At 60.4% G+C, this 15,208-nt stretch carries 12 protein-coding genes; 6 read left to right on the forward strand and 6 right to left on the reverse strand.

Translation table 11 applies throughout. The features are described from left to right. Positions 1–862, forward strand: an 862-nt coding sequence (locus K8U03_26885) for a DUF4976 domain-containing protein (protein ID MCE9608527.1), incomplete at its 5' end; no start/stop codon positions are given. 459 nt (positions 863–1,321) lie between these two features. On the opposite strand, the gene K8U03_26890 is transcribed toward K8U03_26885, so the two are convergent. From K8U03_26890 to K8U03_26910, 5 genes are all read right to left on the reverse strand, one after another. Then, a complete protein-coding gene (locus K8U03_26890) occupies positions 1,322–1,924 on the reverse strand; it encodes a hypothetical protein (GenBank protein MCE9608528.1) in 603 nt (200 codons plus the stop codon). Positions 1,925–2,063: 139 nt separating this feature from the next. Beyond that, a complete protein-coding gene (locus tag K8U03_26895; GenBank protein ID MCE9608529.1) occupies positions 2,064–2,423 on the reverse strand; it encodes a four helix bundle protein in 360 nt (119 codons plus the stop codon). Between the two features lie 420 nt (positions 2,424–2,843). Continuing rightward, a complete protein-coding gene (locus K8U03_26900; protein MCE9608530.1) occupies positions 2,844–3,911 on the reverse strand; it encodes a deoxyhypusine synthase in 1,068 nt (355 codons plus the stop codon). 220 nt (positions 3,912–4,131) lie between these two features. Next, positions 4,132–5,301: a sugar phosphate isomerase/epimerase gene (locus K8U03_26905; GenBank protein MCE9608531.1), complete on the reverse strand. Its 1,170-nt coding sequence runs from the start codon at positions 5,299–5,301 to the stop codon at positions 4,132–4,134. Positions 5,302–5,476: 175 nt separating this feature from the next. Further along, the gene (locus tag K8U03_26910) at positions 5,477–6,994 is read right to left on the reverse strand and encodes a sulfatase (GenBank protein MCE9608532.1); all 1,518 of its coding nucleotides are present in this window, start codon (positions 6,992–6,994) and stop codon (positions 5,477–5,479) included. 195 nt (positions 6,995–7,189) lie between these two features. Between K8U03_26910 and K8U03_26915 the strand changes: the two genes are divergently transcribed. Both K8U03_26915 and K8U03_26920 read left to right on the forward strand, forming a co-directional pair. Beyond that, the gene (locus K8U03_26915) at positions 7,190–9,016 is read left to right on the forward strand and encodes an ABC-F family ATP-binding cassette domain-containing protein (protein ID MCE9608533.1); all 1,827 of its coding nucleotides are present in this window, start codon (positions 7,190–7,192) and stop codon (positions 9,014–9,016) included. 32 nt (positions 9,017–9,048) lie between these two features. Further along, the gene (locus tag K8U03_26920) at positions 9,049–10,095 is read left to right on the forward strand and encodes a transglutaminase-like domain-containing protein (GenBank protein ID MCE9608534.1); all 1,047 of its coding nucleotides are present in this window, start codon (positions 9,049–9,051) and stop codon (positions 10,093–10,095) included. A gap of 28 nt (positions 10,096–10,123) precedes the next feature. Here K8U03_26920 and K8U03_26925 read toward each other — a convergent pair whose 3' ends face one another. Continuing rightward, positions 10,124–11,194: a tartrate dehydrogenase gene (locus K8U03_26925; protein ID MCE9608535.1), complete on the reverse strand. Its 1,071-nt coding sequence runs from the start codon at positions 11,192–11,194 to the stop codon at positions 10,124–10,126. Between the two features lie 242 nt (positions 11,195–11,436). Here K8U03_26925 and K8U03_26930 point away from each other — a divergent pair, with 242 nt between their 5' ends. The 3 genes from K8U03_26930 to K8U03_26940 all read left to right on the forward strand — a co-directional run bounded on the left by K8U03_26930 (position 11,437) and on the right by K8U03_26940 (position 15,100). Beyond that, complete coding sequence (locus K8U03_26930; protein ID MCE9608536.1) at positions 11,437–12,117, forward strand: ABC transporter ATP-binding protein; 681 nt, start codon at positions 11,437–11,439, stop codon at positions 12,115–12,117. Between the two features lie 118 nt (positions 12,118–12,235). Next, positions 12,236–13,750, forward strand: coding sequence for an ABC transporter permease (locus tag K8U03_26935; GenBank protein ID MCE9608537.1), 1,515 nt, complete (start codon positions 12,236–12,238; stop codon positions 13,748–13,750). Between the two features lie 66 nt (positions 13,751–13,816). Further along, the gene (locus K8U03_26940; protein ID MCE9608538.1) at positions 13,817–15,100 is read left to right on the forward strand and encodes a hypothetical protein; all 1,284 of its coding nucleotides are present in this window, start codon (positions 13,817–13,819) and stop codon (positions 15,098–15,100) included. Positions 15,101–15,208 lie beyond the last annotated feature (108 nt).

A 15,208-nucleotide genomic window follows, 5' to 3' on the forward strand; every position in this document is an offset into this window, starting at 1 on the left:
GTTCGACGATTACGCCGGTCGGGGCAAACCGGCGCATACGCAAGACATGACCATCGCGAAGACGATGACCGCGACCGACTTGAAGTTCGAGTTTCCGAAGAACCTGACGCCCGAGCAAAAGGCTGCCTGGGACGCCGCTTATAACGCCGAAAACGAGGCGTTTCGCAGAGCCGACCCGAAAGGGGCCGACCTCGTCCGTTGGCGATATCAGCGCTACATCAAAGACTATCTCCGCTGCATCGATGCGGTCGATGAGAACATCGGCCGAGTGCTCGACTACCTCGACGCGGAAGGTTTGCGCGACAACACGATCGTCGTGTATGCCTCGGATCAAGGTTTCTATCTCGGCGAACACGGTTGGTTCGACAAGCGCTGGATCTACGAGCAATCGGTGAAGACGCCGCTGTTGGTCCGTTGGCCGGGAACGGTGAAGCCGGGCACGACGAGCGATGCGATGGTCGCGAACGTCGACTTCGCGCAGACGTTGCTCGAAGCCGCCGGCGTGGCTGCGCCGGCCGAGATGCAAGGCCGCAGCATCGTGCCGGTGCTCGCCGGCAAGACGCCGCCCGATTGGCGCCGCAGCTTCTATTACCACTACTATGAATATCCGGGCCCACACTCCGTGCGCCGACATTACGGCATCGTGGAGCGGCGCTACAAGCTCGTTCATTTCTACGAGCCGGAGATCGCGGAGTGGGAAATGTACGACCTCGAAGCCGATCCGAAAGAGCTGCGCAGCGTGCACGCCGATCCGAATTATGTGCAAGAGCGACAGCGACTCGAAAAGGAACTCGCGCGCTTAAGGGCCGAGTTGCAAGTGCCGGCGAACGATCCGCCGGAGACGATGCGCGCGGCTAAGTGATGTTTGCTGCCACTTTCGCTAGAGCGATTCGCTAGATCGCTATTTGGGATAAGGCCAAAAGCCGCCGTGTTCTTCGATTGCCTCAGTGACGTCGGCTTGCAGTTGAAATCGGCGGCGTCGAACCCACCACAACCAACCGCGTTGGTTAAAAATGACGATTCGACGTATGCCCGGGAGTGGTTCGATCGATGGCCACGCGAGGCACTGCGTTTCCCTACCGCGACGACAAGTGACTTGGACGACCGTTCCACCGGTCCCCGAATCATTCGGCTTAATAGTTACGGAAACGTCGAACCCTTTTTCGCGTAGATGATCGGGCAGCGACTCGATCGCTCCAACTGGAATGTCTCGAATATCAACGCCCATCGAACATATCCTCGTGAGCGGATAAAGATGTTGTCGCTACACCTGTGACGTGCTCTGCGACAATTGGCAGTTGTTAAATGACTCTTGCTTGCATCATAAAGGGCGCGTTGCCCAATCGGGTGCGGGCTTTGGATCGGGCTTCAGGCTTGAAAAATCGGCGATGACGGTTTCGTTGCCCTTCTTCCGTCGGAACAAAGCATCCCCTTTGCAATAGATGATGTTGCCGGCTTGATCGTGGCCTGACCAGTCGGCTTCAGCAACGATTTCCGGAGCGGGCCGTGGTTCCGGGGGGCCATCAGCAAGCTGAAGTCCCGTAAATGGGAAATCGGGATGTGTTCCTTCGCGCGAGACGCCCCAAAGTGTTCGTGGCGCGCTGAACTGTCCTCCACCGCCATAGGTAGTGCCTTGCGGCCAAAGTATCAGAGCGTGAAGCCAGGGCGGGCGGCTAACGGCAGTCCATGCGTGCGTAAAGTCAGTACTTCCGCGACTGCCTTGATGCACGAAGTAAACAAATAGTTTCCCGTCCGGTGACAGATCACATTTGTTTTCGTAGATTCGGCCCTTGATCCAAGCTCCGTTCGTGAAATGGTCGCGGCGAGTATCCCAGAGGATGACGTGATACCAACGAGCCGGTCCGCGCCGGAGAATAACGGCGACCGGTTCATCGCGTGCCGGAATAACGAAGAGGCGTGACACAGGATTCAACTTATCGTTAGGCGGGTCGGCCTATCACGCACAGAATGCATGTGCGCCTAAGTGTGAAGATAACAAACGATTGGCGGTTTTGCGCTAAGGTACGACATGCGGCTACGGCACGTGGAACGTGCCTGCAACATTAGCGCAGCGTCCGAATCTTTACCAAGTGCGAGAGGAGCAGTCGGCGGAGCTCAAGTGTTTCGGTCGTGAGTTCTTGATAGACCGCTTCGTCCATGTAGCCGAGATCGCGCGAGAGGAGCACGAGGTATTCCAATTGCCCGGTCGCGGCGATGGCGTTCTGCACATGGCTCGTCGGTTCTCGTTCCCCGGCGACGGCGACCCCTTCGACGAGCAACGACCCGATCGACGTGGCGCACTTGCGGATCGTCGCGGTCAGGTTGATCAGTTCTTCTTTCGGAAATCCGCGCGAGACCTCGTAAACTCGCACTACGAGCTTATGTGTCCGATCCCAGAACTTCATTTCACGAAAGCTTTTCACCGCACCACCTGCCGCAAGATTCTCCCTGCCGGGCCGGCGGAAAGGAGCCGACCTACGAAGCAATTATAGGGAGCGATTCGAGAAACGTCGGCGAATCGCAGGAAGTGGGCGAAATGCCATGCTGGCAGCGGCGAACAGGCCGTGCGGCGTAGGGCTTGCCGGAATATTCGTTACAGTCGGCATTTCGGGAACCATGGGCGAATCGCAATTCCGAGGCGAGCGGAGGCAGTCATGCCTCCGTTGATCCTGCCTAACGGCTTTCTTCCGGGATTCGAGCTTTTCTCCGCTTCCAACGGCCGGTTCACACCGGCCGCTCGCCTCGGAAAGAATCCGCTGCGTCGCCGGAAAAAGTCGGGGCGGCGAACCGTATTGGTTCGCCGCCCCGAGCAATACATTCTTCGGTTCGACGATTGGTCGATGTTAGGTCGTCGCAGGTACTTCGTCGAGCAGCTTCGTCCAGCGCTTGGCGGTGCGGCGCTTCCAGGCACCTTGATGGTAGGCATAGCCGCAGACGAGCGGCATCGCGATCGTCGCTTCGCTGAACACCATCTGCTCGTACACGACGTCGACCTTGCCCCAGCTCGAGGCTTCCTTCAACGTCGAGCCCGAGAGAGCGCCATCGCGCGTGTCGGCCACGGTGATTTGAATCGCGTACTTGTGCATCGGAGCGTCGACGCCGAGGATCTCGGCCGCGACGACGATATCTTGCGCGAAGTTCTTCGGCACGCCGCCGCCGATCATCAGCAAGCCGGTATCCGGATTGCGGATCTTCAACTGCGTCAATTCATAGAAGTCTTTGGCGCTGTCGATGCTCACCTTCGGCTGGTCGCCGCGGGAGTGTTGATGGGCGACGAGCCCGAAGCCGGCCGAGCAATCGGAGAAGGCCGGGCAGAAGATCGGCACGTCGTTCTCGTAGGCCGCAGCGACGATCGAGTTCGGCGTCTTGCCGTTGTCTTTGAGATACACACCCATTTCGCGAATGAACTCGCGCGAGGAATGCGGTCGCGGCGGCAGCTCATCGGCGATCTGCTTCGTCACGTCGTCGCAGATGCGCAGCGCGTCTTCGTCGATGAACGTATCGTAGATCCGGTCGATGTGCAGGTCGCGCAGGATGTGGTCGTCGAGGCCCGACTTGTAGCGGTCGTCGGCGATGTAGTGTTCGTAGCCGAGGGCTTCGAAGAAATCTTGATCGACGATGTTCGCCCCGGTGCTGACGATCGCGTCCACCATGTTGTGGCGAACCATGTCGACGATGATCTGCTTGAGCCCGGCGCTGATGAGCGAGCCGGCCAAGCAGAGGATCACGCCGCATTCTTTGTCGTCGAGCATCCGGTGGTAGATCTCGGCGGCTCGGGCCAAGTCGCGGGACGAGAAGGCCATCTCGCGCATCTGTTCGACGATCGGCGTGACATCGACCTTGGTCATGTCGAAGTGCTTGATCGGGCGCGAAAGAAGTTCTTCGCGCGTCGGACGAACGGATTCACTCATCGTGCTGCTACCCTCGGAAAATTACGAAGCGAAAAAGAAAACGGCGTCGAAAATTCGACGCCATTATTTGTATCGCGAGGGGGGGCGAGAGTCGAGAGGCGGCGGCGTGTCGGAGAATGATAAATGCTAAGTGCTCAATGATAAATGGGAGAGAAATCCTCCGGCATTTATCACTTATCACTTAGCATTTATCGTTTCCGCAGGCTTTGTTCAGATTGCGTTAAGCCTTCAGCTGCTCATCGTGCCGCATGCCGCTCGGCGGTTGATCGGCGCGGTGGACATTTGCTAAGGCGGACTTCGCGCCGGCGTGTTGCTCGACGTCGTTGTCTTCCCATTCGATCGAAACGGCGCCGCTGAAGCCCGAGCGGTTGAGCTCGACGAACAGTTCTTCGACCGGCGCGGCGTCGCGGGCGGTGCCGGCGGTTACGAAGTTCCAGCCGTTATGTTTATCCCCCATCGGCTTGTGGCCGCCGAGGCGACCGTTGCGCGTGTAGCCGTCGATGACTTGCACACCTTTGATGTGCGCGCAGTGAATCCGGTCGCCGTAGGTGCGAATGAATTCGACGCCCGACACCCCTTGCCATTCCATGTGCGAGCAATCGAAGTTGAAGCCGACGGCCTTGGCGTAGCCGGCCTTATCGCAAGCGGCGAGGTAGTCGCCGGCGCTGGCGATGTCGCCCATTGCGCGCTCGCTCGGATGGCATTCGAGATCGTAGGTGGTGCCGTACTTCAGGCAGGCATCGAAGACCGGCTTGAACCGTTCGACCAACAGCTCGAGGCTCACCGCAAACACGTCCGGAATGTCGTATCCACCGAGCGACTTCGGCACCGGCGGGAAGAGGAACCAATGGCTCCAGCAATGCGCCGGCGAACCGACGAAGCCCGAGACCGGGACGGTGCGGTCTTGCAGTTTGCCGATGAAGTGGGCAAGGCGGACGGTGTTCACCAGCGCCGTCGCCGCTTGCTTCTGCGCGATTGCGCCGATTTCTTCCGGCACGTACAGCGGGTTCGTGCGCGGCGGGTTGTTCCCCTTCCCGCGCCAAGCCTTATACGCCTCGACGCTCTCTCCGCCGATGAACTGCAACGTCTTCGCGCTCGGTTCGTCGCCGAGCACCTGGCCTTGTAAGTGGGCCGCGAGCGAGAAGATCTGCAAGCCGCGCTTCTGGGCCTTGGCGACGCGCTCTTTCGCGTAGGCTTCCGCACCGGCGTCGTCGCCGCAGCGCCCGAGGTCGAGTTCCCAAGATGCTTCCTCCCAGCCGTCGAAGCCGGTCGACGCGATCCAGTCGAGCCACTGGTCTTCGGGCACATTGCCGAACTGCCCACGCACGAGCCCGATCTGATGGTGCGAATGCTTGCCCGCGCGATGCGATTTCGTCTGGTGGTGTCCCATGGGAGGCGATTACCTTTGTCGTGTTTGGCGTCGAATGATTTTCTTGCAGAAGTGCCGAGCGTCGTGCGGACGAGGCCGCCGCCCCGCTTGCGGGTTCGCGAGTCTCACGGAGCGCGCGCTCGAACCGCAGCGTCGCTGTTTTACCCGCCTGTAGGCGGTTTGCAAGTCGGCAGCCTTACGGCTGCACCGGAAACTGCTTTCTTACGAGCTTGGCGGCTTCATCGGCCGTGGCCTGAAGCTCCACATTGTCGATCACGTTATGCAGTTCCTTCACGTCTCGTTCGTGGTCGTAAAGTTCGCGGGCAATGACCTTACCGCTCGGCCATTCGCGCCATTCCGTGTAGCGCACCCGCTCCGTTCGGACACTGTAGCCCATCGCGTCGGGCGTCCCCTTTTCGGTCCGGTCGTAGTAGGCCGGGCGGGGATGCTGCGTGAAGGCAGCCGACTTCAACGCCCCGGCCGGATCGGCCGATAAGAGCGGCCCGAGGTTTGTCCCCTCGAGCGCTGCCGGCGCGGTGACGCCGCACAGAGCCGCGAGCGTCGGGTACAAATCGACGAGCTCGACGAGCGACGTCGTGCGTGCCCCGGCCCGCGCCGAGCCCGGCACCGAGATGATGAGCGGCACGCGGGCATCGAGCTCGAAGCACGACGTCTTCCCCCACAGGCCATGCTCGCCGATGTGATAGCCGTGGTCGGCGCAGAAGACGACGATCGTCGATCGGGCCGCGGGGCTCGCGTCGAGGGCCGCCAGCACCTTGCCGACTTGCGCATCCATGTAGCTCGTATTCGCGAAGTAGCCATGGCGCATCTCCGCGATCTGCTCCGGAGTGAGCGTCAGTTGTTTCGGCGGAATGCCGAGTAGTTCGCGGCTGTCATGTGAGGCGATGCCCGGCGACTTCGTCGGCCAAGTGGGGTCGACTTTCAGAAGTAAGTCGCGATCGTACATCCCCCAGTATTTCGTCGGCGCGTTGAACGGAGCGTGCGGCTTCCAGAAACCGACCGCTAAGAAGAACGGCCCGTTCTGAATTTCGCCGAGGACGCGAATCGCTTCGTCGGCCACTTGCCCGTCGTAGTACGCATTGTCGGGCGCATCACGGCGTTCGCAGTTCGGCGCTTTGGCGACATCCAACGGCGGCTCGCCGTCGACCTTCGGCTTGTCGTCCCCATGTTTTGCGTAATAAAGAAACTCCGGCGAGCTCCACGACTGCCGATCGCCATGCACCGCCGTATGTGCGTTGTGAAAGATCTTGCCGACGTTGCGGGTCGCATAGCCGGCGTTCTTAAAGGCCTCGGGCAGCGTCACGACTTCGGGCTTCAACTCGCGGAAGTGCGTCTTGTTGTTCCAGAGCCCGAGCGTGTCGGGTCGAAGTCCGGTGAGCAGCGACGAGCGCGACGGATTGCATAGCGCTTGCTGGCAATAAGCCCGTTGAAACACGACGCCGCGCGACGCGAGTCGATCGAGGTTCGGCGTCTTCGCCGGCACTTCGGCGGTGCCGAGTTCGGCACGAAGGTCGTCGGCCATGATAAAGAGGACGTTTGGTCGAACGGCAGTCGCCGCCGTCGCGGGCTGCTGCACGACCTGCGCTTCGGCGATCGTCGCCGTCGCAACGACGAAAATCATCGCGAATAACCGGCTCACATTCGACGCAAAGAATCGAGGAAGCCGGGAGATCGGCGTAGAGGGCGTGTTCATGAGGTGGGTACTCGCGATAAGATGACGGGGAGTACGAAGCGCGATCCGACTTGCATCATAGGTCTATCGCGCTGCGTGAAATAGAGTTTCAACGCTAAGAATTCGCGATCTCCTTCACATCCGCTAGCTTGCGTTGTCAAGCGGCGGGCAGGGTTTGCCAAGCGAGTTCATCGAGTAAGTGCGAGCGATTGCGGTATGGCGATTTTGTTGAGCGGGCAGGGATTGAGTAAGTCGTTCGGAGCAAGAACGCTGTTCGAAGATATTGCGCTCGAGGTGGGCGAAGGAGAACGCCTGGGGCTCATCGGCCCCAACGGCTCGGGGAAGTCGACATTGCTCAAGATCTTGGCCGGAGCGCTGGAGCCCGACCTCGGGACTTGCTCGCGCCGCAAAGGTTTACGAACCGGCTATCTGCCGCAAGAAGACGTTTTTCCCTCGGGCTTCACGATCGAGCAAGTGCTGCAAGCCGCGCTCGCCGAGCATTCGTTGGAAGACTACGAGCGCGATCATCGCGTGGCCGCGATGGTCAGCCGGTTCGAGTTCGCCGATCGTACGGCACTCGCCGAAACGTTGTCGGGGGGGTGGCGCAAGCGATTGGCGCTGGCGCGGGAGTTGATTCAAGAGCCCGACGTGCTGTTGCTCGACGAGCCGACGAACCATTTGGATCTCGAAGGAATCTTGTGGCTCGAGAAGTTGCTGAAGAACGCGCAGTTCGCCGTGGTCGTCGTGAGCCACGATCGCTACTTGCTGGAGAACGCCGCGAACCGGGTCGTCGAGCTGAGCCGCGCTTATCCGCAAGGTTACTTCCGCGCGGCCGGCAACTACAGCGAGTTTCTCGTCAAGCGCGAAGAGTTTCTCGAAGCGCAAGCGCGGCAGCAAGAGACGTTGCAGAATCTCGTTAAGCGCGAAGTCGAATGGCTCCGTCGCGGGCCGCAAGCGCGGACGACCAAGAGCCAGTCGCGCATCGATCGGGCCGGCAACATGATCGCCGGACTAAAAGATCTGAAAGAGCGGAACTCGCAGAATAAAGCCGTCGAGATCGAGTTCAGCGATACCGGCCGCAACGCGAATAAGCTGCTCACCGTACGCGACCTCGAAATGGGCTTCGGCGACCGAAAGCTGTTCCGCAAACTGAACTTCACGCTTGCGCCCGGCGACCGGCTCGGGCTGCTCGGCGCCAACGGCAGCGGCAAGACCACGCTCATTCGCTTGTTGATGGGCCAACTCGAGCCGCATGCCGGCGAGATCAAACAGGCCCGACGGTTATCGCTCGTCTGGTTCGATCAGAAGCGCGAGCAGATCAACCGCGAGGTTACGCTGCGCGAGGCGCTCTGCACGCAAGGGGATTCGGTCGTTTATCAAGGTAACGTCGTCCATGTGTCGGCCTGGGCGCAGCGATTTCTCTTTCGCAAGGAACAGCTCGATACGGTCGTCGGCAAGCTCTCCGGCGGCGAACAAGCCCGAATTCTCATTGCCAACCTAATGTTGCAACCGGCCGATATCTTGCTGCTCGACGAACCGACGAACGACCTCGATATTCCGTCGCTCGAAGTGCTAGAGGAAAGTCTGTCGCAGTTCCCCGGCGCGATCATCTTGATCACGCACGATCGCTATCTGCTGGATCGACTGTCGACCGAAGTGCTCGGGCTCGACGGTCGCGGCAACGGCAATCTCTACGCGGATTACACGCAATGGCTCGCCGCCGACAGAGCCCGGGAGGCGACCGACGCCGAAGCGGAAAAGCCTAAGAAACAGGCGGCTTCCTCGACGCGTGAAAAAGCGAAGCCCGTGAAGTTGTCGTACCAGCAGCAGCGGGAATACGACGCGATTCAAGATAAGATCGCCGAGGCCGAGGCGCAGGTCGAGAAGCTGCATGAGGAAGTCGGCTTGCTGGCGAATACCGGCACCGACTACAAACAACTCACCGTGAAGAGTAACGAACTCAACGCCGCGACGAAGTTGGTCGAAGACCTATTTCATCGTTGGGAAGAATTGGAAATGTTGCGCAGCGGCGCGAGTTCATAAAATTCGAACTATGTCGCAGGGAGCGAGGCCGCATGAAAACGATTCGAGTCTTCGCGATGCTCGTCTTCCTGGCGGCCGGTGCGGCTCGCTCGTCGGCGGCCGAGCCGACGCATGCGATCGTCAAGACGCCGTCGAAGCACATCAAAGCGACGTTGACGTTTCGGATCGATGCACCCGAGATCGAGGCGACGAATTGGATCATATTCACCCCGCTACCGCCGGTGTTGCCGAGCCAACACGCCATTAAGGCGAGCTTCGAACCGGACGGCAAGGAGTATCGGGAGCTGAGCCCACGCAGCCGCAAGATACTTCGCGCGCAAGTGCCGGTGAGCGGCACGAAGAACGCGAAAAAATTCGAAGGACACGCGGTGTTCGAGGCCTCGCTCGTGGCGCGCCATCTGGTCGTGCGCGAAGAAGAAAAGACTTACGGCCCGGCCGACGAGCTCACGTCCGCGAGTCGTGAATTCAATCTCAGAGCGACGCCGATTTTTGATTTCGAATCCGAGGCGTTCACCGATTGGCTCGACGAAGAGAAGCTTTGGCGCCGCAAAAGCGAGTCGGAGCTGCACTTCGCACGGCGGGTGTTTATCCATCTGAAAAACACACTGACCTACGAATACAAGGCTGATATGGATCGGGTCGCGTCGCATGTCTGCGAAGCGGGAAAAAGCGACTGCGGGGGGCTCTCCATTCTGTTCGTCTCGGTGATGCGGGCCAACGAGATTCCCGCGCGCGTGTTGGCCGGCTGCTGGGCGAAGTCGGCCAAGGCCGACGCCATGCTCGGAGGCATCCGATACTATCAGGCCCACATCAAGGGGGAGTTTTATCTCGAAGGGGTCGGTTGGGTGCCGCTCGACCTCTCGTCGGCCGTGTCTTATGAAAAAGAGCCCGAGGGCCTGACCTATTTCGGCCACGACCGAGGAGACTTCATCACGATGCACGTCGATCCCGAACTCAAGCTCGACACAGGCAGTACCGGCATCAAGTCGATCAACTGGCTCCAGCAGTACCACTACTACGTGCAAGGTAAAGGGAACGTCAAGAACACGAAGCAAACGATCGGCTGGGTCGTCGAGTAACGGCCTTGGCGAATCGTCGATACGGCGGCTAAGCTTCGAGAGCCGCGATTACGGCGTCGCCCATTTGCCGCGTCGAGAGCTTCCCGCCGAGATCCGTCGTCGCAGCGCCGGCGGCCAACGCCTGATCGACGGCTCGGCGAATCACGGCCGCGGCAGCCTCGGTTGCGGCGCTCGGGCCGATCCAATCGAGCATCATCGCCGCGCTGAGAATCGCCGCGACGGGGTTCGCGATCCCCTTCCCTGCGATGTCGGGTGCCGACCCATGCACGGGCTCGAACATCGAAGGAAAATTCCGTTCGGGATTGGTATTGGTACTCGGTGCCAAGCCGAGCCCGCCGCCGATGATGCCGCCGAGATCGGTCAATAAGTCGCCGAAGAGGTTCGACGCCACGACGACGTCGTAGCGCTCCGGACGGCGCACGAAGTCCATCGCCGCCGAGTCGCAGTGTTGTTTGTCGCTCTCGACGTCGGGATACTCGCCTCGGATGCGTTCGAGGATTTCGTCCCACATCACGTAAGAGTAGCGCATCGCGTTCGATTTCGTAATCATCGTCATTCGCTTGCGGCGCTTGCGAGCGAGCTCGAAGCCGAAGCGCAGAATACGCTCGACCCCTTTGCGCGTATGAATCGCCGTTTGCAAAGCGAACTCATCTTCGCGGCCGACATGGAACCGGCTCCCGGAATCGATGTACTCCCCTTCCGAATTCTCGCGCACGACGACGAGGTCGATTTCCTTGGAACCCTTTTGTGCAAGCACGCTCGGCACGCCGCGCGGGAGCTTCGCCGGCCGCACGCAGGCGTATTGATCGAACGTCTGCCGGATCCTTACGAGCGGCGCCAGCGTTTCGTGGTCGGGAATCTTTTCCGGCCAGCCGACCGCGCCGAGCAAGATCGCATCCTGCGGGCGAAGCACGTCGAGAAAGTTTTCCGGCACCACGCGGCCATGCTCGCGCCAGTAGTCGTAACCCCAGGGGAGCCGCTCGTATTGGAGCTTGAAATCGGCCCGCCGTTGCACGGCGTCGAGCACGCGCACCGCTTCGTCGATCACTTCCGGCCCGATGCCGTCGCCGGGATAGAGGGCAATCTTGTAGGTCTTCATCGAACGAAGGTCTCCGGCGGTGGGGGAACGTGCGGAACGGATCAGAATACTCTCGTTCGAGCCGGGAGTCATCCGGTCGTAAAGCATGCTTGCGAATCGAGATGCCGCGAAGGTCCGGTTCGTGCCGGTTTACAATTGTTTCCTACTTGCAATCCTGTTGCAGATTCGCGAAAATGCGGGGCCTGTTTACGCCGTGCTTCGTCTGCGGTTTCGTACTTCGCTTGCCCCTTGAGTTCGTCGGCATGTTATCCGTCTTGAACGTGAAGAAGTCGTTTCGCCAGCCCGACGGCTCGCCGTTGCCGATCCTCGATGTGCCCCGATTCGAGGTGGCCGCCGGCGAACAGATGGTGCTGGCCGGCCAAAGCGGCGGAGGCAAGACGACGCTGCTGCATGTGATCGCCGGAATCGCTCGGCCCGATTCGGGAAGTGTGAAGATCGGCGGCACGGAGATCACGACCTTGGCCGAAGCCGGCCGCGATCGGTTCCGGGCGCAGAACATCGGTTACATCTTTCAAACATTCAACCTGCTTCCCGGTTTTACCGCGCTCGAAAACGTGCTGCTGGGGATGAGCTTCAGCGGTTTGAAGGTCGACGAAGCTCGAGCGAAGCACTTGCTCGAACGGGTCGGCCTCGGCAAACGCCTGACGCACAAACCGGCGATGCTTTCCGTCGGCGAGCAACAGCGCACGGCGGTCGCTCGGGCCTTGGTGAACAAACCGAAGCTGCTCTTGGCCGACGAGCCGACGGCGAGTATCGACGCGCGGCATCAGCAGCAGGTGCTCGAGCTGATTCGCGAGACCTGCCGCGAAGAGGGCGTGGCCTTAGTGCTGGTGACTCACGCGCCGCAAGTGGCCGAACAGTTCGAGCGGATCGAACGCTTGGAAGAGATCAATCGAGCGGCGAGTGCGGCGACGCCGGTTTAACGGTGAGCCTGGAGTAACGTTGAGCCCGCGAAACCGCAAGCGAAGTACGGTCTCGGATGAAGGGTTTGCGTCGCTGTTTACGACTGCAACGGACAACTGACAACGGACGACGGACAACATGAGTCTCTGGAAAATGGCGTGGCGGAGCATTCAGCAGCGCGGCACTGCGTCGGCGTTGACGATGTTGTCGATGGCGCTCGGCGTTGCGCTGATCGTGGCCGTGATGGTCGTGTACGGCGTCGTCGATCAGTCGTTTCGCAATACGGCCAGCGGCTACGAATTGATCGTCGGTGCGAAAGGGGGCTCGCTCCAGCTCACGCTCAACACGGTGTACCACATCGGCCGGCCGATCGAGAATATCCCTTGGACGTATTACAAAGAGTTTAAGCCCGGCGGCACGTATGCTTCGCTCGTCGAATCGGCGATTCCCTACTGCATGGGAGACAACTACGAAGGATATCGAGTCGTAGCGACGACGCCCGAGATGTTCACGACGCTCGAGTATGCGCAAGGCAAGCCGTATGAATTCTCGGCGGGACGCAACTTCGGCGCGGAAGCGGCCCACGCCGCCGGCGAACCCGACGACGGCCACGGACACGCGCACGATTCCCATAGCCACGCCGGACACGACCACGCGGCGCACGACCACGGGCCTGCGAAGCCGGTAGCGAGCGCCACGGCCACGGCGCCGTGGAAGCCGCGCACCGTCGCGATCGACGACGATGACATCGTTCACGAGCATGCCCACGAAGGGCACGATCATCATGCTCCGCCGCACTTCAATGAAGCGGTGATCGGTTCGATCGTGGCGCGCAACACCGGTTTGAAAGTCGGCAGCACGTTTCAGCCGACGCACGGCATCACGACCGAAGCGGAGCAAGGCCATCAACACGATCCGATCACGGTCGTCGGCATTCTTCGTCCGACCGGCACGCCCAACGACCAAGCGATCTTCATGAACATCGAAGGGTTTTTCTTGCTCGAAGGACACTCGAAGTCGGGCGAGCATCATCACGACGGGCCGCTGCCGGAAGAAGATCGCGAAGTGACGGCGATCCTCATCAAGACGAGCCCGGATCATCCGACCGCCGGGATCACGCTCAAGAACGTGATTAACGAAGGCCAGATCGCGCAGGCCGCGCTACCGCTGCTGGAAGTGGCGACGCTGTTCAAGATGATCGTCCGGCCGGTGATGATCGTGCTACTGTTGGTGGCGGTGATGATCGTGATCGTTGCCGGCATCGGCATCATCGTCAGCATCTACAACTCGATGAACGAGCGCCGGCGGGAAATCGCGATCATGCGGTCGCTCGGGGCGGGCCGGTCGACGGTGCTGGCGGTCGTCATGCTGGAATCGCTGCTATTGGCACTTTGCGGCGGAATCGGCGGCTTTTTGCTCGGGCATCTGCTCGTCGGACTGTCCAGCCCGTATCTCGTAGCTCAAACCGGCGTGGAACTCGGTTTCTTGCAGTTTCCTACCTTTGAGATACCCTTGGAGAGCGGGGCCTTGATCGTGCCGATAGAATTAGTATTGCTGCCGGGGCTGATTCTCTTGGCCGGGCTCGTCGGATACTTTCCCGCGCGAGCAGCCTACAAGACCGACGTCTCGCGCGCGCTGAGCAACTCCAACTGATCTTCCGCTGAGCCGATACGTCGCGACGTCGCTTCCACTTTCCAAATTTTCCAAGGGCGGATTTCCATGCTGCGAACATCGAAAACATCGAAGTCGGTTCGGTGCGGCGCCTGGTTGAAACGGGCCGTGCTCGGCGCGGTCGTGGCGGCGCTGTTGGTCGACACTTTCGGATTGCGGCAAGCCGCGGCTTGTCCGTTTTGCAGCGCAGCCCAGATGACCCTCTCGGAAGACATCAAAGCCAACGATGTCGCCGTGATCTGCAAGCTCGTGGCGCGTCCGCCTGAGCAAGCCGCCGATGCCCCGCCCGAAGCGAGCCAATGCACCTTTGAAATTATTCAGACGATCAAGGGGGGAGAGGTCATGGCGAAGCAGGCCGACCCCAAGAAGATCAAAATTCTGTACTTCGGCGAGCAGCCGATCGGCTCGAAGTTCTTGGCGTTCGGCATCAACCCGATGAATCTCGCTTGGGGAACGCCGACCCTGTTGAGCGAGCGGGCGATCGCGTATGTCGCGAAGCTGCCGGGCCTTCCCGCCGGCGGCCCGCAACGACTGGCGTTTTTCCAAGACTATTTCGAAGACGCCGATTCGCTGCTCGCCGCCGACAGCTACGACGAATTCGCCAAGGCTCCCTATGCCGATCTCAAGGGGCTGAAAGATCGGATGCAGCACGACAAGCTGATCGCCTGGATCAAAGACCCGGCGGTAAGCACGAGCCGCCGCCGGCTGTATCTCTGCATGATCAGCGTTTGCGGTAAAGCGGACGACGTCGCGTTTCTCGAAGCGATGATTAGGAACACCGACCGCCAAATCCGCACCGCGCTCGACGCGATGATCGGCAGCTACTTGGCTCTGAAAGGTCCGGAAGGGATGCCGCTCATCGAAGACTTGTTCTTGAAGAATTCGAAGTCGGAATACACCGACACCTATTCTGCGATCATGGCCTTGCGGTTCATCGGCCAAGAGAGCGACGTCATCTCGCGCGAGCGGTTGAAAGAAGGAATGCGGCACATGCTCGACCAACCGAAGTTGGCCGACCTGATCGTTCCCGACCTGACCCGTTGGGAAGATTGGACGGTCATGGATCGGCTCGTGAAGTTGTTCAAAGACGCCGATCCCGATTCGGCTTGGATCCGCTTGCCGGTCATCAACTACCTGCGAGCCTGTCCGCTGCCGGAAGCGAAGGTCCGTTTGGAAGAGTTGGCGAAGCTCGACCCGGAAGTGGTCAAGCGCGCGATGAACTACTATCCGACTCCGGCAGCCGATGCCTCGGCGACCGGTACGCCGAAAACCACGGAAGCGGCAACCCCGGCCACGACCGTTCCCCCGACGAATCCCGGGGCCGGCTCGTAAGTCGTCGTTCATAGCCCCCACTCTTGTGTCGCAAATCGTAAAGAACGAATTTCTAACATGTCGCGCGGTCTTGGCCGGATAGAATTCATCGTACGGAATCAAGACCTC

The organism is Planctomycetia bacterium (assembly GCA_021413845.1).
Classification (GTDB): Bacteria; Planctomycetota; Planctomycetia; order Pirellulales; family PNKZ01; genus PNKZ01.

What these genes read in the sequence shown, in the direction of transcription:
- K8U03_26940 (MCE9608538.1), top strand. Translation starts at nt 13,817, where the DNA reads ATGCTGCGAACATCGAAAACATCGAAGTCGGTTCGGTGCGGCGCCTGG.
- K8U03_26915 (MCE9608533.1), top strand. Translation starts at nt 7,190, where the DNA reads ATGGCGATTTTGTTGAGCGGGCAGGGATTGAGTAAGTCGTTCGGAGCA.
- K8U03_26900 (MCE9608530.1), bottom strand. Translation starts at nt 3,911, where the DNA reads ATGAGTGAATCCGTTCGTCCGACGCGCGAAGAACTTCTTTCGCGCCCG.
- K8U03_26920 (MCE9608534.1), top strand. Translation starts at nt 9,049, where the DNA reads ATGAAAACGATTCGAGTCTTCGCGATGCTCGTCTTCCTGGCGGCCGGT.
- K8U03_26930 (MCE9608536.1), top strand. Translation starts at nt 11,437, where the DNA reads ATGTTATCCGTCTTGAACGTGAAGAAGTCGTTTCGCCAGCCCGACGGC.
- K8U03_26935 (MCE9608537.1), top strand. Translation starts at nt 12,236, where the DNA reads ATGAGTCTCTGGAAAATGGCGTGGCGGAGCATTCAGCAGCGCGGCACT.
- K8U03_26905 (MCE9608531.1), bottom strand. Translation starts at nt 5,301, where the DNA reads ATGGGACACCACCAGACGAAATCGCATCGCGCGGGCAAGCATTCGCAC.
- K8U03_26910 (MCE9608532.1), bottom strand. Translation starts at nt 6,994, where the DNA reads ATGAACACGCCCTCTACGCCGATCTCCCGGCTTCCTCGATTCTTTGCG.
- K8U03_26925 (MCE9608535.1), bottom strand. Translation starts at nt 11,194, where the DNA reads ATGAAGACCTACAAGATTGCCCTCTATCCCGGCGACGGCATCGGGCCG.